The following is a 22,617-nucleotide window of genomic DNA, read 5'->3' as shown; positions in this document are numbered from 1 at the left end:
AGCGGCCGGCGGGCGCGGGAGCGCGGGCCTCAGCCCGTCTTCTGCAGCGCCGCCGTCAGGCGCCCGATGTCGCCCTTGCTGCGGTCCAGCATCGCGCCGATCTCGGTCCGCTCGGCGGCGAGCATGTTCACGCCCTCGATGATGATGTTGAAGAAAAGGTCCTTGCCGGACTTGTCGAAGACGTGCCAGCGCACCTCGAAGGGCGACTGCCCCTTGAGATGGGCGACCGAGACGACCTCGAAGAAACTCTTCAGCGGCCGCGCGTCCGTGACCTCGATCTTGCCGCCGATGAACTCGCGGAACCGCTTGCCGTACTTGCGCGAGATGTAGCCCTGGAAGGCCTTGACGTAGGCGCCCATGACCGCCGGATCCGCGCCCCGCCCCGCCGGGCCGAGCGCGCTCTGCGCGATGTAGCGCACGTCGGCGTAGCGCACGAAGATCTGTTCGAAATCCTTGTACATCGCCGGCTCGGACTTGCCGGAGTTGATGACGCGGTTCACGTCGGCGATGGCCTTGTCGATCAGCGCCCGCGCCTCCCCCACGTTCAGCGCGAAGGCCGCCCCCGGCAAAAGGGTCAACGCGGCCATGGCGGGCAGCGCGGCGGTCAGGGCACGGCGGGAAATGCTACTGTCCATAGGGGTCCTCGTATGGGTCGAACACCTCGGCCTCGATGCCGAGTTCGTAGTGACGGTTCTGCAGATACATCAGCCGCATCTGCGCGTAGCTGTCCGCGCTTCCATATAGGATGTCGTCGATGACATCGCCATAACGCTGCCGGTCGGCGACCTTGCCGGCGAGCTTTCCCGCCGCAACGTAGTATTTCTCCGGCTCGGGGAAGGCGCTGTTCATCGGGTCGATCACGAAATCGACGACCTTGCCAACAAGGTCGCGCTCCGTCGTAGGCCCGGCGAGCGGCACGACAAGGAAGGCGCCCTCCGGCGCGCCCCAGACATGCAGCGTCTCGCCGAAGTCGGTGTCCTCGGCGTGAAGCCCGACCGCCGTCGCCGGGTCGAGGATGCCGCCGAGGCCCACAGTGGTATTCATCAGGAACCGTGCGGCGTTCTTCACCGCCGGGTCGGGTCGCCCCTGAAGTAGGCTGTTGAGCACTGCCGCCGGCATCCCGAGGTTGTCGGAGAAATTCCCCAGCCCCGCGGCCAGCGGCGCCGGCAGGAAGGGCTTCCGGTCGGGCTTGCCGCCGCCGAAAACCGCCCGGTCGACCGCCAGGTTCGCCTCGTGCACGGCGCGGTTCTGCGTCTCGTAGGGGTCGTTGAACTCCGCCCCGGGCTCGGGCACAGCGCACCCCGCCAGGAGCAGCGCCACCGCTGCAACGCAGCCCGCGGGACGCGGCGGCCTCGAACTCGGCAATGGATTTCTCAACATTTTGTTCCTATCTTCCCGCGAAACTGCCGGTCGAGCGACGCTGACCGGAACAAGGCTTAAAAGCCCTGCCCGCCCGAGGCAAGGCTTGCACCGGGCCAATGCGGGGATCGGCGGAAAAACCGCCGGAGCAGGAGACCGTGATGAAGCGAGACACAGCGGCCCGCGGGCGGGAGGAGCTTGGCGCAGCCCGGTCCGAGGGGCGCGGGCTCTTCGCCGCCGTCGCGCTCTTCTCGGTCTTCGTCAACCTCCTCATGCTTACCGGGCCCATCTTCATGCTCCAGGTCTATGACCGGGTCCTCGGCAGCCGCTCGCAAGAGACGCTCGCCGCGCTCTTCGCGCTCGTGGTCTTCCTCTTTCTCATGATGGGCCTGCTTGACCTCGCGCGCGGGCGCGTGATGACCCGTCTCGCCGCCCGGTTCCAGGCCTCGCTCGACCGCCGCGTCTTCACCGCGGCCCTCGCCCGCTCGGCACTCGTCCCCGGCGATCCGGCGGCCGCCTCGGGCCTGCGCGACCTCGAAGCGATCCGAACGCTTCTCGCCGCACCTGTTTTCCTTGCGCTCTTCGACGCACCCTGGGCGCCCTTCTTCCTCGCCGCCGTCTTCATCTTCCACCCCTGGCTCGGCTGGACGGCGGTAGCGGGGGGGCTCGTCCTCGTGCTCGTCACGGCGCTCAACCAGGCGACAACGCGGCGCGCCGTTCTTGCCGCCAATGCCGCGAACCTCCGGGCGGAGCGGACAGCGGATCAGCTCCGCGACGAGGCCGACCTCGTGCAGAGCTTGGGGATGCGGGGGGCAAGCTTCGAACGCTGGTCCAACGCGCGCGGCACGGCGCTGGCCGCAGCCATCGCCGCCTCCGACCAGTCGGGCGTCTACTCGATCTTCTCGCGCACCTTCCGGCTTTTCCTGCAGTCCGCCATGCTCGCCGTGGGCGCGCTCCTGGTGCTGAAGGGCGAACTCACGCCCGGCGCGATGATCGCGTCGTCGATCCTGATGGGCCGGGCACTCGCTCCCCTCGAACAGGCTGTCGCCGGCTGGGCGCTCATCCAGCGGGCGCAGGAGGCCTGGGGACGGCTCGCCGCGCTCCTCGCCGCCGTCGCGCCCGAGACGCCGCGCACCGCGCTGCCACGGCCTAGGGCGGTGCTGGAGGCGAACCAGCTCACCGTGGTGCCGCCGGGCCAGTCGCAGGCGGCCCTGCGCTTGGTCTCGTTCCGGCTCGACCCCGGCCAGGCGCTCGGCGTCATCGGCCCCTCGGGCGCGGGCAAGTCCACGCTCGCCCGCGCGCTCACCGGCGTCTGGCGACCGGCGGGAGGCTGGATCCGGCTCGACGGCGCGACGCTCGACCAGTACGACCCCGACGTGCTCGGCGGCCATGTGGGCTACCTGCCGCAGCGCGTGACCCTCTTCGACGGCACGATCGCCGAGAACATCGCACGCCTCGCCCCCGCGCCGGACGACGCAGCCGTCGTCGCCGCGGCACAAAAGGCAGCGGCGCACCAGATGATCCTCGACCTGCCCGACGGCTACGACACGCGCGTCAGCCAGGCGGGAGGGCGGCTGTCGGGCGGGCAGATCCAGCGCATCGGCCTTGCCCGCGCGCTCTACGGCGCCCCGGTGATCGTCGTCCTCGACGAGCCCAATTCCAACCTCGACAACGAGGGTTCGATGGCGCTCAACGCCGCGATCCGGGCGATCAAGGCGGAAGGCGGATCGGTTCTCATCATGGCGCACCGGCCCGCCGCGATCCAGGAATGCGACCAGCTCCTGTTCCTCGACGGGGGGGCGCGGCGCGCGTACGGGCCGCGCGACGAGGTGCTGAGGGCGATGGTGAAGAACGCGGGCGACATCGCGCGCGCGCCCGGACCGGGAGGGGTGACATGACTTCAAGGGTGCCTTCGGCGCGGGGCTCGATCCTTCTAGGCCTTGTCGCACTTGCCCTCCTTCTCGGCGGCTTCGGCCTCTGGTCGGCCACCAGCCGGATCGCCGGGGCCGTCGTCGCCGGCGGCCAGGTGGAGGTGGAGCAGAACCGCCAGGTCGTGCAGCATCCCGACGGCGGCGTGGTGGACGATATCCTCGTGAAGGACGGCGACCTCGTCGCGGCGGGCACGCCCCTCCTCCGGCTCGACGGGACGCTTCTCAAATCCGAACTCGCCATCGTCGAAGGCCAGTTCTTCGAGATCCTTGCCCGTCGCGGCCGGCTCGAGGCCGAACGCGACGATGCCCCTGCCGTGACTTTCCCCGAGGAACTCGTCCGCTTCGCCGAGGGCCGGCCCACGATCGCCGCGCTGATGACCGGACAGGAGCGGCTCTTCGCCGCCCGGACCGAGACCCAGGCGAACGAGATCGACCAGCTCCGGCGTCGCGGTGCCCAGATCGCGAGCCAGATCGCCGGCATTGCCGCCCAGCGCGCTGCAACCGACAGCCAGCTCGTGCTCATCGGCAAGGAACTCGCCGACCTGACCGGGCTTCTCGCCAAGGGGCTCACGCAGGCGGGCCGCGTCCTCGCACTCGAGCGCGAGAAGGCGCGGCTCGAAGGGGTCGCTGGGGAACTCGACGCGACCCGCGCCGAGGCCGAGGGCAAGATCACCGAGATCGACATCGAGATCCTCAAGCGCGGCAGCACGAGGAGGGAGGAGGCCAACACCCAGCTCCGGGATCTCGGCTACCGCGAGCTCGAACTCGCCGAGCGTCGCCGGACGCTTTCCGAGCAGATCGACCGGCTGGAGATCCGGGCGCCGGTTTCGGGCGTGGTTCATGCGCTACAGGTGACGACGCCCCGCTCGGTGATTCGCGCCGCCGACCCGGTCCTCTACCTGATCCCGCAGGACCGCCCGCTCATCATCGCGGCGCGGGTCTCGCCTGTCCATGTCGACGAGGTTCGCGTGGGCCAGGAGGTGACGCTGCGATTTGCCGCGCTCGACAGCCGCACCACGCCCGAACTTTTCGGCCAGGTCGCCCGCATCTCGGCCGACGCCCTGACCGACGAGGCGAGCAGATCGGCGTATTACCGCGCGGAGGTGACGCTGGAGCCGGGCGAGCTTGCGAAACTTGCCGGACATGCCATCATTCCGGGGATGCCCGTCGAGGTGTTCATACGCACTGGCGAACGCACGCCGCTGGCCTATCTCGTCAAGCCGCTTGCGGAGTATTTCAACCGTGCCTTCCGGGAAAGCTGACACCCCGATCACGATCCGCCCCGCCCGAACCGGGGAACTTGCGGAACTGTCGATCCTGTGCCTCAGGTCGAAGGCGGTCTGGGGCTATGATGCGGATTTTCTCGCGGCCTGCCGCCCGAGACTCATCCTGCGTCCTGAGGATACCGCGACCTCACATGTCGCGGTGGCGACCCGGCGCGGCCATGCCATGGGCGTCCTGCAGCTGACCGTACAGGGCGAAAGTGCGATGCTGAACAAGCTCTTTGTCGAACCGCAGGCGCTCCGCACCGGAATCGGGCGCGCGCTTTTCGCCGAAGCCGTGCGGATAGCGCGCGAGGCCGGCGCCCGGACCCTCGTCATCGACAGCGACCCGGCCGCCGCGGGTTTCTTCCGCCGCATGGGTGCAAGTCCCGCGGGCGAGGTCGCCTGCGACTGCGTCGCCGGCTACACCCTGCCGCGATTGCTTCTGGCTCTCTGAGTCCGCGCGCCCTTCCGCCACGCTCGCTGCGCCGCTAACCTGCCGGCCGAAACGGATTCGCGCCATCGAGGGCGCAGAGGAGGACCCCATGGCCGGAACCATCGACGCCCGTCTGAGCGAGCTCGGGCTCACGCTCCCCGACGCCCCCGCGCCGGCGGCGAACTACGTGCCCTTTGTCCGTACGGGCGACCTCCTCTTCGTCTCGGGGCAGATTTCGCAAGGCCCCGCCGGCCTCATCAAGGGCCGGCTCGGCGAGACGATGGACGTGGCCGAGGGCGCCGAGGCGGCGCGGCGCTGCGGTCTCAGCCTCCTTGCCCAGGCACGCGCGGCCCTCGGCGGCGATCTCGACCGGCTGGTGCGGGTGGTGAAGCTGGGCGGCTTCGTGAACTCCACGCCCGACTTCACCGACCAGCCGAAGGTGATCAACGGCTGCTCCGACCTCATGGTCGCGGTCTTCGGCGAAGCCGGGCGCCACGCCCGCGCCGCGGTCTCGGCCCCCGCCCTGCCGCTCGGCGTCGCGGTGGAGATCGAGGCCGTCTTCCAGGTCGCCTGATGCCGGGCCTCCACAGCGTGCCTCCCCGCAGCGTGCCCCCCAACAACGTACCGCTGCCGGCGTCCTTCCTCCGCACGCCCATCGCGCACCGGGCGCTCCACGACCGCAAGGCGGGGCGGCCGGAGAACTCGCCTGCCGCCTTCCGTGCCGCCATCGCCGCGGGCTACGGGATCGAGTGCGACATCCAGCCCTCGGCCGATGGCGTGCCGATGGTCTTTCACGACTACGACCTGCGGCGGCTCACCGGCGTTCCCGGACGCATCCGCGGACTCAGCGCCGCGAAACTCCGGGCGCTTCGACTCCTCGATGGCGACGACGGCATCCCGACCCTGGCCGAGATGCTGGCGCTCGTCGCCGGCCGCGTGCCGCTTCTCATCGAGATCAAGGACCAGGACGGCGACATGGGTCCCGGCGTCGGCCCCCTGGAAGGCGCGGTCGCCGGGACGCTCCGGGGCTACGCCGGGCCCGTGGCGGTCATGTCCTTCAATCCGCATTCCGTCGCCGCCCTCGCCGAGGCGGCGCCGGCGATCCCGCGCGGGCTCACGACCTCCGCCTACGCGGCCGAAGACTGGCCGCTGCTGACGCCCCGCGTCCGCGACCGGCTCCGCGAGATTCCCGACTATGACGCCGTGGGGGCAAGCTTCCTCAGTCACGAGGCCGCCGACCTCGCTCGCCCGCGCGTGGCCGACCTCAAGGCGCGGGGGGCGGCCGTCCTCTGCTGGACGATCCGTTCGCCCGGTGCCGAGGCGGAGGCCCGCCGCGTTGCCGACAACGTGACCTTCGAGGGCTATGCCGCCACGATCCCGGCTTGACGCCCCCGGCGACGCGCCCCACTTCGGGCTGGCAGGAGCCCGCGCCATGGACGACATCGCCCTCGAAGTGACCGCCCATTCCGGCGTCGGCGAGATCGCCGCGGCCGACTGGGACGCCTGCGCCTGCCCCGAGGCGGCGGCGGGCGGGCGGCCCTTCGACCCTTTCACCACGCACCGCTTCCTCTCCGCCCTCGAACGCTCCGGCTCTGTCGGGAGGGGCACCGGCTGGCAGCCGCACCCGCTCGTCGTCCGGGCGGCGGGCACCCCGGTCGCCGTCATGCCGCTTTATGCGAAGAGCCACAGCCAGGGCGAATACATCTTCGACTGGAACTGGGCCGACGCATTCGAGCGCGCCGGCGGGCGCTACTACCCGAAGCTCCAGGCGGCCGTACCCTTCACGCCGGTGACCGGCCGGCGCTTCCTGACGAAACCTGGCTGGGAGGGTCCGGGCCGCGCCGCGCTGATCCGCGCGATGGTGCAGATCGCCGCCGACAACCGCCTCTCCTCTGCCCATGTCACCTTCTGCACCGCCGAGGAGGCCGAGGCGGGCGCCGCCCAGGGCTTTCTCCGCAGGAAAAGCCAGCAGTTCCACTGGCAGAACGACGGCTACGCCGACTTCGACGGCTTCCTCGCGGCCCTCGCCTCGCGCAAGCGGAAGGCGATCCGCAAGGAACGCGCCACCGCGGCGGCCTTCGGCGGCAGCATCCGAAGGCTCACCGGCGATGCGCTTTTGCCCGGTCACTGGGATGCCTTCTGGGCCTTCTACCAGGACACCGGCAGCCGCAAATGGGGCAGGCCCTACCTCACCCGCGCCTTTTTCGACGAAATCCAGGCCGCGATGCGCGACGATGTCCTTCTGGTGCTGGCCGAGCGCGGCGGACGCCCGGTCGCGGGGGCGCTCAACTTCATCGGCCGCGATGCGCTTTTCGGCCGCTACTGGGGCGCCGTCGAGGATCACCCGTTTCTCCATTTCGAATGCTGCTACTATCAGGCCGTCGACTTCGCCATCGCCCGGGGTCTCGCCCGGGTCGAGGCCGGCGCGCAGGGCGAACACAAGCTCGCGCGCGGCTACCTTCCGGTCGAGACCCATTCGCTCCACTGGATCGCCGACGCCTCTTTCCGGGCTGCCGTCGCCCGCTTCCTCGATGCCGAGGCGCAGGCCGTGGGGCAGGAGATCGAGGTCCTGACCGACTACGGCCCCTTCCGGCGCGGCGACCGGCAGGACTGACTGCCGGCGCATCCCGGCGCAAATACTTCCACGGCAGGCATTGAAACTCGCCACCACGCCCCGGACAATCGCCGCCAGGACAGGGAGGCCCGAATGACCGACTCGCTCATTCTCTATTCCAACCCGATGTCGCGCGGCCGCATCGCGCGCTGGATGCTGGAAGAGATCGGCCAGCCCTACGAGGTGCGCTATCTCGACTACGGCGCGCCGATGAAGGCCCCGGAATACCTCGCGATCAACCCGATGGGGAAGGTCCCGGCGCTTGTCCACGGAACCCGCGTCGTCACGGAATACGCCGCGATCTGTGCCTATCTCGCCGACGCCTTTCCCGAGGCCGGACTCGCGCCCGAAGACCGTTCCGCCTACTATCGCTGGCTCTTCTTCGGCGCCGGTCCCTTCGAGGCCACGGTCATCATGAAGGCGCTCGCCGTCGAGGTGCCGGAGGAGCGGCGCGGGATGGTCGGCTTCGGGGCGCTTGCGACCACGCTCGACGCGCTCGAAACCCAGCTTGCCCGCACCCCCTACCTCGCGGGAGAGAGCTTCTCGGCGGCCGATGTGGCCACCGGGTCGCAGATCGGCTGGGGGCTGAGGTTCGGCACGATCGAGCCGCGCCCCGCGCTCCAGGCCTACTGGGACCGAATCAGCGCCCGCCCCGCGCTCCAGCGCGCCAACGACGCCGACAACGCCGCGATGCCGCCCAAGGCGGGCTGAGACCCGAAGGAGGAAAGCCATGAGCCAATCCGCACGCCTGCCCCAGGGGCCCGAACGCGAAGCCGCGCTCGGCCGGCTCGGCGCCACCGGCTGGCGCGCCGCCGAGGGCCGCGACGCGATCCGCAAGATATGGAAGTTCAAGAGCTTTTCCGAAGCGTGGGGCTTCATGTCGCGCGTCGCCCTCGCCGCCGAGAAGCTGAACCACCACCCGGAATGGACCAATATCTACAACACCGTCGACGCGACGTTGATCACCCACGACTGCGGCGGACTCTCCGCGCTCGACCTCACGCTCGCGCTCCGCATGGACCGGATCGCGGGCGAGGCCGAGGTGCAGACCGACCACGGCGAGCCGGTCACCTGCCTCTGCGAGATCCATGCCCGCGACGGCGGGCCCGACCGGGACTGACGCTGCGGCCGGAAGCGAGCTTCCGGCCGGCGGTCACCCCCCCCGCGCCGCGCCCCGCCTCAGACGGCCTCCAGAAGCGCCTCGCCGGTCGAGATGCTGCACTCGCCGGGCTTGTCGATCTGCACATGTGTCACCACGCCGTCGTCGACGATCGCCGCATAGCGATTCGACCGGCCGAAAAGCCCGATGGCCGGGGCATCGAAGGCCATGCCGAGCGTCCGGGTGAAAGCCCCGTCGCTGTCGCCGAGCAGGGTGATGCCGGCCGCCGCGGCCCCGGTCGCCTCGCCCCAGGCCTTCAGCGCGAAGGGATCGTTGACGGCGACGCAGATGATCTCGTCCACGCCCTTCTGGCGGAACTTTTCGGCAGTGCGTATGAAGCTCGGCATATGCACGGTGGAGCAGGTGCCGGTATAGGCGCCCGGCAGGCCGAAGAACACCACCCGGCGACCCTTCAGCCTTTGACCGAGATCGACCTTCTCCGGTCCCTTCTCCCCCATCCGCAGCATGGTCGCGGCGGGCAGCCGCTGCCCCTTCTCGATCGCCATCGCAAAAGTCCTCACTCGTTGCGTTTTCCGGTCCCGACGATATAGGGTCCGCCGCGCGGGCCACCAGAGGGGAAGTGTAATGGGCGGGATCGTCATCGTCGGCGCGGGCCAGGCAGGCGCCTCGCTCGCCGCGAAGCTCAGGGCGCTCGGCCACGCGGGCCCCGTCACGCTGATCGGCGAAGAGCCGCAGCCCCCCTACCAGCGCCCGCCGCTGTCGAAGGCCTATCTCCTGGGCGAGATGGATCTCGAACGGCTCTACCTTCGCGCGCCGGCGTTCTGGGACGAACAGGCCGTGACGCTCCGCCTCGGCACGCCGGTGGAGGCGATCGACACACGGGCACGCACCGTCCGCCTTGCCGGCGGCGAGACGCTTTCCTACGACGAACTCGCGCTCACCACCGGCTCCCGCCCCCGCCGCCTTCCCGCGGCCATCGGCGGCGATCTGGCCAACGTCTTCACCGTCCGCACGCTGGCGGACGTGGACGATATGGCGCCGGGCTTCCGGAAGGGCGCCCGCGCGCTGATCGTCGGCGGCGGCTACATCGGGCTCGAAGCCGCGGCGGTGGCGGCGAAGCTCGGGCTTCAGGTGACGCTGATCGAGGCCGCGCCGCGCATCCTGCAGCGCGTCGCTTCGCCCGAGACGGCCGACTATTTCCGCCGGCTCCACGAAGCCCACGGTGTCCGCATCCTTGAAGGCACTGGCCTTGCCCAGTTGACCGGCGAGGACGCGGTCACGGGCGCGATCCTCGTCGACGGCACCGAGATTCCGGCCGACCTCGTCATCGTCGGCATCGGCATCCTGCCGAACGCCGAACTTGCCGAGGCCGCCGGCATCGCCCTCGAGAACGGCATCCGTACCGACGAACTCGGCCGCACCTCCGCGCCCCATGTATGGGCCGCGGGCGACTGTGCCTCCTTCCCGCAGGGCGACGCACGCATCCGGCTCGAAAGCGTCGGCAACGCCATCGACATGGCCGACACGGTCGCGGCGAACATCCTCGGCGCCGCCACGCCCTACCAGGCGAAGCCCTGGTTCTGGTCGGACCAGTACGACGTGAAGCTCCAGATCGCGGGTCTCAACACGGGCTACGACCGGATCGTCACCCGGGAGGGCGAAGGCGGCGCCGTCAGTTTCTGGTACTACCGGGGCGCCACGCTCCTTGCACTCGACGCGATGAACGATGCGCGCGCCTACATGATCGGCAAACGCCTGATCGAGGCCGGCCGCTCGCCCGACCCGACGCTGATCGCCGACCCCGCCGCCGACCTCAAGGCGCTCCTCAGGTGAGGATCGTCGGCGGCACGCGGCGCGGGCTGAAACTCGCCGAGGTCGGCGCGGGCGACGCTGCGGCGCACCTGCGCCCCACTTCCGACCGGGTGCGCGAGGCGATCTTCAACCTCCTGATGAACGGCCCGTACGGCAACCCGGTCGAAGGTGCGCGCGCGCTGGATCTCTTCGCCGGCACCGGCGCGCTCGGGCTCGAAGCGCTCAGCCGCGGCGCCGCGCGTGTGGCCTTCGTCGATGACGGCACCGCGGCGCGGGCGCTCCTGCGCGCCAACATCGAGAAGATGCAGGCGATGGGCGCGACCGATGTCTGGCGCCGCGACGCCACCCGCATGGGCCCGAACCGGGGGCCGGGCTACAGCCTCGTCTTCCTCGACCCGCCCTATGGCAAGGGCCTAGGCGAACCGGCGCTCGGCTCGCTCGCCGAGGGACATTGGCTCGCCCCCGGCGCCCTGATCGTGTGGGAGGAGGGCACGCCCCCCCTGCCGCCCGAAGGCTTCACCCTTCTTGACCAGCGCCGCTACGGCGACACAATCATCACCCTCCTGAAAGCACCGGCGTGAGACCGGCGGCCGTCCTTTTCGACTGCGACGGCGTTCTCGTCGACAGCGAACCCATCACCGACCGTGTGATCGCGGCGAGCCTCGGCCGACACGGGCTTTCCCTCGCCGTCAGCGAGATCCATGCGCTCTTCCTCGGCGGCACCATGGCCGGCGTGGCCGAAGAAGCCCGCCGCCTCGGCGCCGCGCTTCCGCCCGACTGGGTGGATCGCGTCTACGAGGAGATGTTCGCCGAACTCGCGAAGGGCACGCCGCTCGTTCCCGGCATAAGCGGGGTGCTCGACGCCCTCGACGCGGCCGGCATTCCCTATGCCGTCGGCTCGAACGGCCCCCACCGCAAGATGCAGATCACGCTCGGCCAGCATCCCGGGCTCCATGTCCGGCTTCGGGGCCGCATCTTCTCCCGGCACGATGTCGCGCGCCCGAAACCGGCGCCTGACCTCTACCTTCACGCCGCCGCTGCGCTCAAGTCCCCGCCCGCCGCCTGCGTCGTCGTGGAAGACAGCCCGCCCGGTGCCCGCGCCGCCCGCGCTGCCGGCATGACCTGCCTCGGCTACGCGCCCCGGGACGACGGCGCCCGGCTCGCCGCCGAGGGCGCCCGGCCCTTCCACCGCATGGAAGACCTGCCGGCCCTCCTCGCTCTCTGACGCTGCGGCACGACACACCGAGTTTACCCGGCGGGCTTACCCTCGCGGCAGGACCTCTGCTATGCTGCTGCCATGCCGCTCTTTGCCGCCCGCACCGACTACTCCCCGACCGAGCGCCTTTCGGATGCCGTCATCCATGTTGCGGGCCTCGTCGTCGTGCTCGCCGCGGTGCCCGTCCTGATCACCGTCGCGGCATTCCTAAGGGGCGACCTGACCGCGGTCCTCGCCGTCTCGGTCTACGGCGCGGCGCTCGTCGCAATGATCCTCTGCTCGGCGCTCTACAACATGATCGCCCATCCCGGCTGGTCGCGGTTCCTCAAGCGGCTCGACCATTCGGCGATCTACGTGAAGATCGCCGGCACCTACACCCCCTTCACCCTGCTCTCCGGCCACGGGTTCTGGCTCCTCGCCGGCCTTTGGGGTGCGGCACTCGCGGGTGTCGGGATAAAGCTCGTGTCGCCCGACCGCTTCCGCCCGCTCGCGCTCGGGCTCTACCTCGCCATGGGATGGGCGGGGCTTGCCGCCGGCGGCACGTTCCTCGCCACGCTCTCCGGGCCGGTCATGGCGCTCATTCTTACCGGAGGGGTCCTCTACACGGTCGGGGTCGCGTTCTATCTCTTCGAGCGCCTGCCCTTCCACTACACGATCTGGCACGTGTTCGTGCTGGCGGCGAGCCTCGTCTTCTACGCTGCCGTCACACTCCACCTCGTCCAGACGGCCTGAGCGCCCCCGCTGCAATCACATCGCCGCCTTGCGGCTTTCCTCCAGGTAGATCTCGCGCAGCCGCGTCGCCACCGGCCCGGGCCGGCCAGACCCGATCGCCGCGCCGTCGATCTCGACCACTGGCATGACGAAGGCCGAGGCCGAGGTGACGAAGGCCTCGGCCGCCGCCTTCGCCTCGTCCAGGGTGAAGGGCCGCTCCTCCACCACCATCTGCGCCTCGCGCGCGAAGCGCAGGACAGCGGCGCGGGTGATGCCGTGCAGGATGTCCTCGGAAAGCTGCCGGGTGACGATCCGTCCGTCCTTGACGATATAGGCGTTGTTCGAGGTGCCCTCGGTGACGACGCCACCCTCTTCGGTGAACCAGGCGTCGTCCACGCCCGCCTTCTTCGCCATCATCTTGCCCATCGAGGGGTAGAGAAGCTGCACCGTCTTGATGTCGCGCCGCCCCCAGCGGATGTCGGGGATGCCGATGACCTTGATGCCGGTCTTCGCTGCTGGGCTCTCGGCCAGGCCCGGCTTCGACTGGGTAAAGAGCACGATCGTGCCCTTGACCTCCGCCGGATCGGGGAAGGCGAAGTCCCGGTCGCCCGGGTTGCCGCGGCTGATCTGGAGATAGACGAGCCCCTCGTCGATCCCGTTCCGCCTGACCAGTTCGCGGTGGATCGCCAGAAGCTCCGCCTCCGTCACCGGGCTTTCCATGTCGAGTTCCGCCATCGACCGCTTCAGCCGCGCCGCGTGGCCCGGAAAGTCGATGAGCCGGCCATCCAGCACGCTCGTCACCTCGTAGACCGCATCCGCCATCAGGAAGCCGCGATCGAAGACCGAGACCTTCGCCTCTTCCTCGGGGACGTAGTCGCCGTTGACATAGACGATGCGGGGGTCGGGGCGGGTCATGGGCAGTCTCCTTGGTGGGCGCGCCCCGGTGTCATCGGCCCTTGGCGGGGCCGCGTCAAGGCGGCGCGGCGCTCAGCCCCAGAGTGTCCGGTCCGGCACCTGCATGACGGAGCCTGCATAGCGCACCGGCGGCTCCCGGTCCTCGGCCAGGATCAGCGGCCCGTCGAGGTCCGCCACCTCCGCCCCCTGCGCGACGAGGAACGCGGGCGCCATCGAGAGCGAGGAGGAGACCATGCAGCCGACCATGATCCCGAACCCCTCCGCCTTCGCAGCCTCCCGCAGCGCCAGCGCCTCCGTAAGCCCGCCCGCCTTGTCGAGCTTGATGTTGACCATGTCGTACTTGCCCCGAAGGTCGGACAGCGAGGCGCGGTCGTGGCAGCTCTCGTCGGCGCAGACCGGCACCGGGCGCGCGATCTCGGCCAGCATTCCGTCCGCGCCCGCGGGCAGCGGCTGCTCCACCAGCGCCACACCGAGCCGCGCGAGGTGCGGCGCGAGCGCGGAATAGACCTCTGCCGTCCAGCCCTCGTTCGCGTCGACCACGATCCGCGCTTTCGGCGCACCGGCGCGCACCGCCTCCAGTCGCGCCATGTCGTCCTCGGTGCCGAGCTTGATCTTCAGGATCGGCCGGCCCGCGGCCCGCGCTGCCGCCGCCCGCATCCGCTCCGGCGTGTCGAGCGAGAGCGTGAAGCAGGTCGTGACGGGCGCCGGCGCACCCAGGCCCGCCAGTTGCCAGACCGGCCTGCCCGCCAGCTTCGCCTCCCGGTCCCAGAGCGCGCAATCGACGGCATTGCGCGCTGCCCCCGGCGGCAGCAGACCCTGCAGCGCCACGCGGTCCAGGTCCGGCGGCAGGGCCGCGATCTCTGCCGCGACACTGTCGAGGCTCTCGCCGTAGCGCGCGTAGGGGACGCATTCTCCCCGGCCGTTCACACCCCCGCCGGATGCCGTCACCGTCAGCACGGCAGCCTCCGTCTTCGACCCGCGCGAGATGGTGAAGACCTCCCTCAGGGGGAAACGGTCGCGGGTCACGGTCAGGCTCATCGTCGGCTCCCTCGGTTTCATCCTCGGTTCTCCCCGTCCCGCGGTTCCTGGTCAAGGGCGCCCTCTGTCGGGACGGACGCCCGACGGAAAACCGACGCGAACCCGACGCCCCGTCCGGCGCAGTTTTCTGCACCTGCAAAGCCCGCTTGCGCAGCGCAGCGCAATATTCTATCCGGGCCTGGAGCTGCCACGAAACTTCCTTGCCTGAGGAATCCGACATGAGCTTCCGCCTCCAGCCCAGCCCCCCCGCTCGCCCGAACCGCTGCCAGCTTTTCGGCCCGGGTTCCCGGCCGGCGCTCTTCGAGAAGATGGCGGCCTCGTCGGCGGACGTGATCAACCTTGACCTCGAGGACTCGGTCGCGCCGGACGACAAGCCGGAGGCCCGACGGAACATCATCCAGGCGATCAAAGATATCGACTGGGGCGGAAAGCATCTTTCGGTCCGCATCAACGGGCTCGACACGCCCTTCTGGTACCGCGACGTGGTGGAGGTTCTGGAGCAGGCAGGTGACCGGATCGACCAGATCATGATCCCGAAAGTGGGTTGTGCGTCAGACGTATACGCGGTGGACGCGCTGGTGACGGCGGTGGAGCGGGCGAAAGGACGGGAAAAGCCGGTTGCGCTCGAGGTCATCATCGAGACGGCCGCCGGCATCGCCCATGTCGAGGAGATCGCCGCGTCCAGCCCCCGACTTCAGGCGATGAGTCTCGGCGCGGCGGACTTCGCCGCGTCGATGGGCATGCAGACCACCGGCATCGGCGGCACGCAGGAAGACTACTACATGATCCGCGAGGGCCAGAAGTACTGGCCCGACCCCTGGCACTGGGCCCAGGCCGCCATCGTCGCGGCCTGCCGGACGCACGGCGTCCTGCCCGTTGACGGTCCGTTCGGGGATTTCTCCGACGATGAAGGCTTCATCGCCCAGGCGAAGCGCTCCGCCACACTCGGCATGGTCGGCAAGTGGGCGATCCACCCCAGGCAGGTGGCCCTCGCCAACGAGGTCTTCACGCCGTCCGAGGCCAAGGTGACCGAGGCGCGCGAAATCCTCGCGGCGATGGCGAAGGCCAAGGCGGAAGGCGCCGGGGCGGCGGTCTACAAGGGCCGGCTCGTCGACATCGCCTCGATCCGCCAGGCCGAGGTCATCGTGCGCCAGGCCGAGATGATTGCAGCGGGCGGATCCTAGGACCCGTTACCCACATGACGGCGCACGTCAGGCCGCGACGGCCTCGCGCGGCCGCGAGCGGATGAGAACGAGGACGATGATGCCGAGGTTCATCACGTTCCAGGCGATCCCGTTCAGGAAGGCCGCGCGGTAGGACCCGGTCAGGTCGTAGATCCAGCCCGACATCCAGCCGCCGAGTGCCATGCCCACGATCGTCGCCATCATCACGAACCCGACCCGCGCGCCGGCCTCCTTCGCCGGAAGGTATTCGCGCACTATCACCGCGTAGGAAGGCACGATCCCGCCCTGCGAGAGGCCGAAGACGAGGCTGACCACGTAGAGCGATGTGAGCCCGGCCGAGGGCAGGTAGAGCACCAGCGCCAGCGCCTGCAGCGCCGAACCGATGAGCAGTGTCCGGACCCCGCCCAGGACATCGGCAAGAAGCCCCGAGGCGATGCGCGAGGCGACGCCACCCAAGAGCATCAGCGACAGCATCTCGGCACCCACCGCCGGCCCGAAGCCGAGATCGACACAATAGGCGACGATATGGACCTGCGGCATCGACATCGCGACGCAGCAGCCCACGCCCGCGAGCGCCAGGAGCCACTGCAATGTCCGGGGCGACAGGCCTGTGCTGGCAGCGCGCAGGGCGGCAAGCCGGGTCGTCTGGTGCGCCATCTCGACCGGCAACGGTCGGCGCAGGAAAAGCGCGAGCGGCACGACGACAGTCAGCGTCAGCCCCGCGAGGAGAAGATAGACGACGCGCCAGCCCTGGGTTTCGAGAACGCCGGTGAGCAGAAGAGGCCAGATCGCGCCCGAAAGGTAATTCCCGCTTGCCACCAGTGCGACGGCGATGCCGCGGCGTTTCAGGAACCATTGCGACGCGTCGGCGATGAGCGGCCCGAAGCTCGCCGCCGTTCCGAAGCCGAGCGCCGCATGGGCCACCGACAGCGCCGCGACGGACCCCGACGCCGACGCCGCAGCATAGGCCGCGGCGTTGAGGACAGCCGCGCCGATCAGCGCCCAGGCCATGCCCCAACGGTCCACCGCCCGCCCGATCGCGAAGTTCCCGAGCGCGAAGCCCGCCATTGTCGCAGTGTAGGGCAGCGAGGCTCCCGCCCTGTCGATCCCGAACTCGGCCTGCACCGAGGGAAGGATCAGGATCACCGCCCACATGCCGACATTGCCCACCACCGCGACCAGGAGGGAAATCGCAAGCCGGGTCCAGGAGGCGGCGCTGTCGAGTGCGGCTGAAGGTTTCATGGGCGCGACGCTAGTGGGCGGCATGGGGCTTGTCCATGGGCGCGCGCGGTTGCATTGGCGTCGGGCTGCGGTCATATAGGCGCCTGACAGCGGTCCCATGACCCTTCGCGGGAGAGCGCCATGAACTACCTCGAGTTCGAAAAGCCCCTGGCCGAGATCGAAGGCAAGGCTGAAGAACTGCGCGCGCTCGCGCGGAAGAACGAGGGGATGGACGTCACGAGAGAGGCCGCCGCGCTCGACCGCAAGGCGGCGGACATGCTCCGCGACCTCTACAAGAGCCTCGATCCCTGGCGGAAATGCCAGGTCGCACGCCACCCCGACCGGCCGCATTGCGAGGACTACATCGGCGCGCTCTTCACCGAGTTCACCGCGCTCGCGGGCGACCGCAACTTCGCCGAGGACCATGCGATCATGGGCGGGCTGGCGCGGTTCGACGACCAGCCCGTGGTGGTGATCGGCCAGGAGAAGGGCTCCGACACCAAGACGCGGATCGAGCGGAATTTCGGCATGGCGCGCCCCGAGGGCTACCGCAAGGCGATCCGGCTGATGGACCTGGCCGACCGGTTCCGCCTGCCCGTGGTGACGCTCGTCGACACGCCCGGCGCCTATCCCGGCAAGGGCGCCGAGGAACGCGGCCAGTCCGAGGCGATCGCGCGATCGACCGAGAAATGCCTGCAGATCGGCGTGCCCCTGATCTCCATCGTCATCGGCGAGGGCGGATCGGGCGGGGCGGTGGCGCTGGCGACGGCGAACCGCGTCGCGATGCTGGAGCATTCGATCTACTCGGTGATCACCCCGGAAGGCTGCGCCTCGATCCTCTGGAAGGACGCGGAGCGGATGCGCGAGGCGGCGATGGCGCTGCGACTGACGGCGCAGGATCTCTTGAAGCTCGGCGTCATCGACCGGATCATCCCCGAGCCTGTCGGCGGCGCCCAGCGCAAGCGGGACGAAGCGATCCAGGCCGTCGGCAAGGCGATCGGCGAGATGCTGAAGGACCTTTCGGGCAGGAAGCCCGCCGACCTCCTGCGGGAACGGCGCGACAAGTTCCTGGCGATGGGGACCAAGGGCCTTGCCGCCTAGAGCCCGCCCTGCCAGTCCCTGACGGCGTCGAGCGGCCAGAGCAGCATCAGGATATTGAGCGCGAGTCCGTCGCGGATCAGCCATATTGTCAGCGCCTCGAAGCCGATCACGACGGCGACGCTGACCCAGATCGGCGCCATCCGCGCCAGCCAGAAGCCGCAGATCATCGCGAGGATGTCGACGACCGAGTTGATGACGCTGTCGCCGTAGTAGTCGAGCGAGATCGTGACCACGCGGTAGCGGTCGATCACCATGTCGGTGTTCTCGATGACCTCCCACGCCGCCTCGACGAAGGTGGCGATCACGAAGCGCCACTCGACCGCGATGCGCCGCGCAAACGGACAGAGGGCGGCGTAGAAGAGGATGCCGTGGATCACGTGTGACGGCGTGTACCAGTCGGTCAGGTGCTGCGAATTCTCGCTGCTCATCGTCTGCCCATGCCAGAACTTGACGTAGCCGCAGGTACAGATCGGCACCCGGCCCATCGACAGCAGCAGAACACCGGCCAGCGCGACCGTCAGGGCGACGAGTAGCCACGCAAGCCGCGCGCGCGTCATTCGGCGGCCGCGATATCGAAGCCCGCCTCTGCCATCAGCCGGTCGGAGGCGGCTTCGACCTCCGGCTCGATCCGCGCCATGAAATCCTCGACCGGCAGGCCCGCCGGGATGCGCGGCAGGAACTCCACCACCGCGAGTCCGGGTTTGCGCAGGATACCGTGCCTCGGCCAGAAAACGCCGACATTCGTCGCCACCGGCACGCAATCGTGACCGAGCTGGCTGTAGAGAACGCCGACGCCCACCTTGTAGGGCTTCTTGGCCCCGGCGGCCACGCGCGTGCCCTGCGGGTAGATGATGAGCTGGCCGGGGGCCGCGAGCCCCGCCTTAACGTCGGCGACCATCTTCTTCATCGCCTCTCCGCGCCGGCCGCGATCGACCGGCACGCAGCCGATGCGGGTGGCGTACCAGCCGAGGATCGGCGCCCAGAGGAGTTCCTTCTTCATGATGAACTTCGGCCGCGGCACGACCGAGACGAGGATGATGATGTCGAAGAAGGACTGGTGCTTCGCGGCGATGACCACCTCGTCCGCGGGCACCTCGCCGCGAACCTCGGAGCGCAGGCCGACAAGGAATGCCGCCGAGGCGCGGACCCAGCGGCAATAGGCATGGACGGCGTCGAAGGCGGCATCGCGGCGGAAGAGGACGAAGGGCGTCCACCAGAGCGCATAGACCGCCATTGCCAGATACATCTGGCCGATGAACACCACCGACAGGACGTATTGCAGCGCCGTTCTCATTGCACCTCCGTCAACGTCCGGAACGCGGCCGCGCGCGTCGCCCAGAAGGCCACGATAGCCGCGAGGGGCGGGATTGCCAGAGGCCAGAGCCAGCCCGTGCCGGAAAGGCCGAGGCCGGTGAGGAATCCGCCGGCCTCGTCGGCTCTGGGCAGAAGCGCCACGGCGACCGTTCCGGCGAGCGTCCCCGCTGCGGCGCCCGCAAAGGCACGGAGCGTGAAACGGCGGACGAAGGCGCGGGCGATGTAGGTATCCCGTGCGCCGACCAGGCGGAGAACGCGGATCACCTGTCCGTTGGCGGCAAGTGCGGCGCGGGCAGCGAGCGTCACCATGGCGGCGGCCACTCCACCTATGAGCGCGAGCGAGAGAAGGCCGAGCGCCCGGAGCCGCCCTGCCGCCTCGACCAGAGGTCGCCGCCAGCGTGCGTGATCGTCGAGCGTTGCTCCCGGCACCTCCGCCGCGAGCCTGAGCCGCAGGCCCTCGGCGTCGAAGCCCCCTGCAGCCTCGCTCACCTCGACGAGCGCGGGGATGGGAAGGCTTTCGACCGGCAGGTCCGGCCCGAACCAGGGCGCGAGAAGCGCCCGTGTCTCTGTCGCATCGAGCGCGCGGGCGGATGCCACGCCGGGCGTCACCGCCAGGATGTCGAGTACGGCTTGCGTCTGCGCCGCCATCTGTTCGGGCGGGGCGGAGATGCGGATGGTGGCACCACTGGCAAGCGCTTCCGACCAACGTTCGGCCAGCCGGCCCGTGGCGAGCGAGAGGGCGAGCGCAAAGACGGCGAGAAAGGCCATCGCGGCGGCGGTGAGGAGCGTGAGCCAGGCCGGGGCGCCCGCGGGCGGCACGACCCGGTCGGCCCGCGCATCGCCGGTGAGAAGCGCAAGGCCGCGTGCCAATGCGCCCCTCACAGCTCGGCCCCCGCCACCTGCACCTGACCGCCACGGATCCTCAGCACCCGTGCCGAGACTTGCGCCTTGGCCGCGCGGATCAGGTTCATGTCGTGCGTGGCAACGAGAATCGCGGTGCCCATCCGGTTCAGTTCCACCAGCAGCGTGAGGAGCCTGAGCGACATCTCCCAGTCAAGGTTGCCCGTCGGCTCGTCGGCGAGGAGCACCTCGGGCGACATGATGACCGCGCGGGCAAGCGCCGCCCGCTGGCGTTCGCCCCCCGAGAGCGAAGGCGGCAGCGCCGCGGCCTGACCGGAGAGACCGACCCAGGCCAGCAACTCGTCCAGTTCCGTCGGGTTGGCAGCGCGGTCGGAGACCGTGAGCGGCAGCGCGACGTTTTCGGCAAGGGGGAGATGGTCGAGGAACTGGCAGTCCTGATGCACGACGCCGATCCGGCGGCGAAGTCGGGCGATGTCATCGCGGCTCATCCCCGCGATGGTCTGGCCGAAGACCGAGATTCGCCCGGCGACGGGCGAAAGCTCGCCGTAGCAGAGTTTCAGGAAGGTCGATTTTCCCGCCCCCGAGGGGCCGGTAAGAAAGTGGAAGGACCCGGGCGAGAGCGCAAGAGTGATGTCGGACAGGAGCCGCACCCCGCCATAGCCATGCGCCACATCCTGGAACTCGATCACTGCCTTGCCCCCTCTGCGGCCATGGCCAATATGCCATGGCGTGGATGCGTTTTTTCGTGTCCGGCCACAAAGGCTTGGCCGGAAAGCCTTTGATTGCTACAACACGGCCATAACAAGGACCAGAATTGCCCGAAAACAGGTTCGGTGGGTGGTTGAGCAGGTAGGGACACCATGCGTCTGATTTGCCCGAGCTGTGGCGCGCAATACGAAGTGGACGAAAGCGTCATCCCCGACGGCGGGCGCGATGTCCAGTGCTCGAATTGCGGTCACGCCTGGTTTCAGCTCTCGGCGAAGCAGCTTGAGGCGGAGGCCGACGAAGCTGAGCGCAAGGCGGCTGCGGACGACGTGGCCACCACAGAGGAGGCGAGCAGTCGTGCGGCTGACACGTCGCCCCCCGCCGCGCCGGATGAGACACCGCCGGAACCTTCGGGTGCCTGGGCGGAACGGACCGAGGAACCCGGGGAACCGGCAGATCAGCCCGGACCGCCGGAGCGGACGCGCCGGACGCTTGACGACGCCGTGCGCAACGTCCTGCGCGAGGAGGCACAGCGTGAGACCCGCGCGCGGATCGCCGAGGGAACCTCGGTCGAGACGCAGCCCGATCTCGGCCTCGCCGCCGCGATCGGCGCCACGGCGGCGACGACCGGCGGGCGCACCGCCGAGCCGCAGGACCAGGATGCGAAAAGCCGCGGCGAAGCCCATGACTTCGACGACGACGCGCTCATCTCGCGCGCTTCGCGCCGCGAACTTCTGCCGGACATCGAGGAAATCAACTCCACGCTGCGTGCCACGTCGGAACGTGGCAACGAGGCCGCCGCCCTTGACGCGCCCGAGACGCTCGCGCGCCGCCGGAGCGGCTTTCGCATGGGGTTCTCGACCGCGATCCTCGTCGCGGCGATCCTGCTCGGGCTCTACGTCCTCGCGCCCATGCTCGCAGGGAGCGTGCCGGCGCTCGAACCCGTTCTCACCGCCTATGTGACGGCGGTCGATGCGGGCCGGACGTGGCTGGACGACCGCATGCGGTCGCTCACGGCATCGCTCCAGTCCGGATCGGCAAACTGACCGGCACTGGGCCGGTCAGAACCGCTCCAGAAGCCGCTTGAGATAGTCGAGTTCCTCGCTCGGGCGGGTCTGTTCGCCGGAACGGCGCCGAATCTCGTCGAGAAGGTCGCGGGCGCGGCGATAGACGTCGGGGCCCTGCAGCAGGCTCTCGTCGGTGCCGATGCGTCCGGACTGGCCCGTATTGCGGCCCAGCGGATCGCGGGGCACTTCGCGGCCCGCCTCGCCCACCGCCTCGCCCTGGTTGCCCGGCTGCTGGGGCTGGTTCTGCGCCAGCGCCTCGCCAAGGCTGCGCATCCCCTCGCGCAAGGATTCGATCGCCTCGGCCTGACGTTCGATGGCGCCCGCGGTATCGCCTTCGCGCAGCGCGCGCTCGGCTTGCTCCATCGCGCGGCCCGCGTCCGACAGCGAGCGCCGCGCCGCATCGCGTTCGTCCGACGGATCGCCCGGAAGCCCGCCCTCCTGCCGCCGGAGCGCCTCACGGAGCGAGCGCTGGCGGTCGGCGAGGCTGCGGGGATCGCCGCCGTCGCCCGGGCGCATCGCGTCGGGCCTGCCAGCCTGGCCGTCGCGGCCCTGCTGGCCGTCCTGGTCCCGCCCCTGGCCGTCGCCCTGATCCTGTCCGCTCTGGCCGTCCTGACCGGGCTGGCGCTGACCCTCCGTGCCTTCCTGCTGCCCTCCGGGCCGGCCCTGCTGAAGATCGCGGAACGCCTCGTCCGACAGGCCCTGCTGCTCGCGCAGGGTCTGGCGCAGGTTCTCCATGGCCTGAGCGCCGGG

The 22,617-nt window shown here is 69.8% G+C and carries 26 protein-coding genes; 15 read left to right on the top strand and 11 right to left on the bottom strand.

Annotated features, from left to right (window positions below; all coding sequences use genetic code 11):
* Positions 1-29: 29 nt before the first annotated feature.
* Complete coding sequence (locus ACMUOO_RS07090) at positions 30-635, bottom strand: phospholipid-binding protein MlaC (protein WP_413854968.1); 606 nt, start codon at positions 633-635, stop codon at positions 30-32.
* On the bottom strand, positions 625-1,293 hold the full coding sequence (locus ACMUOO_RS07085) for a VacJ family lipoprotein (protein WP_301920489.1): 669 nt from the start codon (positions 1,291-1,293) through the stop codon (positions 625-627). The genes ACMUOO_RS07090 and ACMUOO_RS07085 overlap by 11 nt, the downstream gene beginning before the upstream one ends.
* A 227-nt stretch (positions 1,294-1,520) precedes the next feature.
* Here ACMUOO_RS07085 and ACMUOO_RS07080 point away from each other — a divergent pair, with 227 nt between their 5' ends.
* From ACMUOO_RS07080 to ACMUOO_RS07045, 8 genes are all read left to right on the top strand, one after another.
* Positions 1,521-3,257, top strand: coding sequence for a type I secretion system permease/ATPase (locus ACMUOO_RS07080; RefSeq protein WP_301920488.1), 1,737 nt, complete (start codon positions 1,521-1,523; stop codon positions 3,255-3,257).
* Positions 3,254-4,552 (top strand): HlyD family type I secretion periplasmic adaptor subunit, encoded by a 1,299-nt coding sequence (locus ACMUOO_RS07075; RefSeq protein WP_301920487.1) that lies wholly within the window; start codon positions 3,254-3,256, stop codon positions 4,550-4,552. The genes ACMUOO_RS07080 and ACMUOO_RS07075 overlap by 4 nt, the downstream gene beginning before the upstream one ends.
* Positions 4,533-5,009, top strand: coding sequence for a GNAT family N-acetyltransferase (locus ACMUOO_RS07070; protein WP_301920486.1), 477 nt, complete (start codon positions 4,533-4,535; stop codon positions 5,007-5,009). Before ACMUOO_RS07075 ends, ACMUOO_RS07070 begins: the two co-directional genes overlap by 20 nt.
* Positions 5,010-5,097: 88 nt before the next feature.
* Positions 5,098-5,562 carry a RidA family protein gene (locus ACMUOO_RS07065; protein ID WP_301920485.1) on the top strand — a complete coding sequence of 155 codons (465 nt, stop codon included), beginning with the start codon at positions 5,098-5,100 and terminating at the stop codon, positions 5,560-5,562.
* The gene (locus ACMUOO_RS07060; RefSeq protein WP_413854967.1) at positions 5,562-6,374 is read left to right on the top strand and encodes a glycerophosphodiester phosphodiesterase family protein; all 813 of its coding nucleotides are present in this window, start codon (positions 5,562-5,564) and stop codon (positions 6,372-6,374) included. The genes ACMUOO_RS07065 and ACMUOO_RS07060 overlap by 1 nt, the downstream gene beginning before the upstream one ends.
* A gap of 46 nt (positions 6,375-6,420) precedes the next feature.
* Positions 6,421-7,602 (top strand): GNAT family N-acetyltransferase, encoded by a 1,182-nt coding sequence (locus ACMUOO_RS07055; protein WP_301920483.1) that lies wholly within the window; start codon positions 6,421-6,423, stop codon positions 7,600-7,602.
* 93 nt (positions 7,603-7,695) lie between these two features.
* Positions 7,696-8,313: a glutathione S-transferase family protein gene (locus tag ACMUOO_RS07050; RefSeq protein WP_301920482.1), complete on the top strand. Its 618-nt coding sequence runs from the start codon at positions 7,696-7,698 to the stop codon at positions 8,311-8,313.
* A 19-nt stretch (positions 8,314-8,332) separates the two neighbouring features.
* Positions 8,333-8,722 carry a 4a-hydroxytetrahydrobiopterin dehydratase gene (locus ACMUOO_RS07045; RefSeq protein ID WP_367891231.1) on the top strand — a complete coding sequence of 130 codons (390 nt, stop codon included), beginning with the start codon at positions 8,333-8,335 and terminating at the stop codon, positions 8,720-8,722.
* A 59-nt stretch (positions 8,723-8,781) separates the two neighbouring features.
* Here ACMUOO_RS07045 and ACMUOO_RS07040 read toward each other — a convergent pair whose 3' ends face one another.
* Positions 8,782-9,267, bottom strand: a complete 486-nt coding sequence (locus ACMUOO_RS07040) for a peroxiredoxin (protein WP_301920481.1) — start codon at positions 9,265-9,267, stop codon at positions 8,782-8,784.
* A 79-nt stretch (positions 9,268-9,346) separates the two neighbouring features.
* Here ACMUOO_RS07040 and ACMUOO_RS07035 point away from each other — a divergent pair, with 79 nt between their 5' ends.
* The 4 genes from ACMUOO_RS07035 (at position 9,347) to trhA (ending at position 12,482) form a co-directional block, all read left to right on the top strand.
* On the top strand, positions 9,347-10,555 hold the full coding sequence (locus ACMUOO_RS07035; RefSeq protein ID WP_301920480.1) for an NAD(P)/FAD-dependent oxidoreductase: 1,209 nt from the start codon (positions 9,347-9,349) through the stop codon (positions 10,553-10,555).
* On the top strand, positions 10,552-11,115 hold the full coding sequence (gene rsmD / locus ACMUOO_RS07030) for a 16S rRNA (guanine(966)-N(2))-methyltransferase RsmD (RefSeq protein WP_301920479.1): 564 nt from the start codon (positions 10,552-10,554) through the stop codon (positions 11,113-11,115). The genes ACMUOO_RS07035 and rsmD overlap by 4 nt, the downstream gene beginning before the upstream one ends.
* On the top strand, positions 11,112-11,759 hold the full coding sequence (locus tag ACMUOO_RS07025) for an HAD family hydrolase (protein WP_301920478.1): 648 nt from the start codon (positions 11,112-11,114) through the stop codon (positions 11,757-11,759). Before rsmD ends, ACMUOO_RS07025 begins: the two co-directional genes overlap by 4 nt.
* Positions 11,760-11,831: 72 nt before the next feature.
* Positions 11,832-12,482: a PAQR family membrane homeostasis protein TrhA gene (gene trhA, locus ACMUOO_RS07020; protein ID WP_301920477.1), complete on the top strand. Its 651-nt coding sequence runs from the start codon at positions 11,832-11,834 to the stop codon at positions 12,480-12,482.
* Positions 12,483-12,497: 15 nt separating this feature from the next.
* Here the strand turns inward: trhA and ACMUOO_RS07015 are convergent, their stop codons facing one another.
* Together ACMUOO_RS07015 and dgcA are read right to left on the bottom strand one after the other, a co-directional pair.
* Positions 12,498-13,376, bottom strand: a complete 879-nt coding sequence (locus ACMUOO_RS07015; protein WP_301920476.1) for a D-amino-acid transaminase — start codon at positions 13,374-13,376, stop codon at positions 12,498-12,500.
* Between the two features lie 72 nt (positions 13,377-13,448).
* Positions 13,449-14,414, bottom strand: coding sequence for an N-acetyl-D-Glu racemase DgcA (dgcA, locus tag ACMUOO_RS07010; protein ID WP_301920565.1), 966 nt, complete (start codon positions 14,412-14,414; stop codon positions 13,449-13,451).
* A gap of 218 nt (positions 14,415-14,632) precedes the next feature.
* Between dgcA and ACMUOO_RS07005 the strand changes: the two genes are divergently transcribed.
* Positions 14,633-15,598, top strand: a complete 966-nt coding sequence (locus ACMUOO_RS07005; protein WP_301920475.1) for an L-malyl-CoA/beta-methylmalyl-CoA lyase — start codon at positions 14,633-14,635, stop codon at positions 15,596-15,598.
* 27 nt (positions 15,599-15,625) lie between these two features.
* On the opposite strand, the gene ACMUOO_RS07000 is transcribed toward ACMUOO_RS07005, so the two are convergent.
* A complete protein-coding gene (locus tag ACMUOO_RS07000; protein WP_301920474.1) occupies positions 15,626-16,840 on the bottom strand; it encodes an MFS transporter in 1,215 nt (404 codons plus the stop codon).
* A gap of 120 nt (positions 16,841-16,960) precedes the next feature.
* Here ACMUOO_RS07000 and ACMUOO_RS06995 point away from each other — a divergent pair, with 120 nt between their 5' ends.
* Positions 16,961-17,920: an acetyl-CoA carboxylase carboxyltransferase subunit alpha gene (locus tag ACMUOO_RS06995; RefSeq protein WP_301920473.1), complete on the top strand. Its 960-nt coding sequence runs from the start codon at positions 16,961-16,963 to the stop codon at positions 17,918-17,920.
* Here the strand turns inward: ACMUOO_RS06995 and ACMUOO_RS06990 are convergent.
* The 4 genes from ACMUOO_RS06990 to ACMUOO_RS06975 are packed head-to-tail and all read right to left on the bottom strand — an operon-like array spanning position 17,917 to position 20,784.
* On the bottom strand, positions 17,917-18,477 hold the full coding sequence (locus tag ACMUOO_RS06990) for a DUF2585 domain-containing protein (RefSeq protein ID WP_301920472.1): 561 nt from the start codon (positions 18,475-18,477) through the stop codon (positions 17,917-17,919). The genes ACMUOO_RS06995 and ACMUOO_RS06990 overlap by 4 nt on opposite strands.
* Positions 18,474-19,214 (bottom strand): lysophospholipid acyltransferase family protein, encoded by a 741-nt coding sequence (locus ACMUOO_RS06985; protein WP_301920471.1) that lies wholly within the window; start codon positions 19,212-19,214, stop codon positions 18,474-18,476. Before ACMUOO_RS06985 ends, ACMUOO_RS06990 begins: the two co-directional genes overlap by 4 nt.
* Entirely contained in the window at positions 19,211-20,104 is an 894-nt protein-coding gene (locus ACMUOO_RS06980; RefSeq protein WP_301920470.1) for a cell division protein FtsX, read from the bottom strand. Before ACMUOO_RS06980 ends, ACMUOO_RS06985 begins: the two co-directional genes overlap by 4 nt.
* Positions 20,105-20,112: 8 nt before the next feature.
* Entirely contained in the window at positions 20,113-20,784 is a 672-nt protein-coding gene (locus tag ACMUOO_RS06975) for a cell division ATP-binding protein FtsE (RefSeq protein ID WP_301920469.1), read from the bottom strand.
* A 171-nt stretch (positions 20,785-20,955) separates the two neighbouring features.
* Here ACMUOO_RS06975 and ACMUOO_RS06970 point away from each other — a divergent pair, with 171 nt between their 5' ends.
* Positions 20,956-21,846 carry a zinc-ribbon domain-containing protein gene (locus ACMUOO_RS06970; protein ID WP_301920468.1) on the top strand — a complete coding sequence of 297 codons (891 nt, stop codon included), beginning with the start codon at positions 20,956-20,958 and terminating at the stop codon, positions 21,844-21,846.
* A 15-nt stretch (positions 21,847-21,861) separates the two neighbouring features.
* Here ACMUOO_RS06970 and ACMUOO_RS06965 read toward each other — a convergent pair.
* On the bottom strand, positions 21,862-22,617 hold a 756-nt coding region (locus tag ACMUOO_RS06965; protein WP_413854966.1), incomplete at its 5' end, for a DUF4175 family protein.

Source organism: Albidovulum sp., from assembly GCF_041919395.1.
Taxonomy (GTDB): Bacteria; Pseudomonadota; Alphaproteobacteria; order Rhodobacterales; family Rhodobacteraceae; genus Albidovulum.
This window is presented reverse-complemented; position numbering and strand designations above follow the sequence as displayed.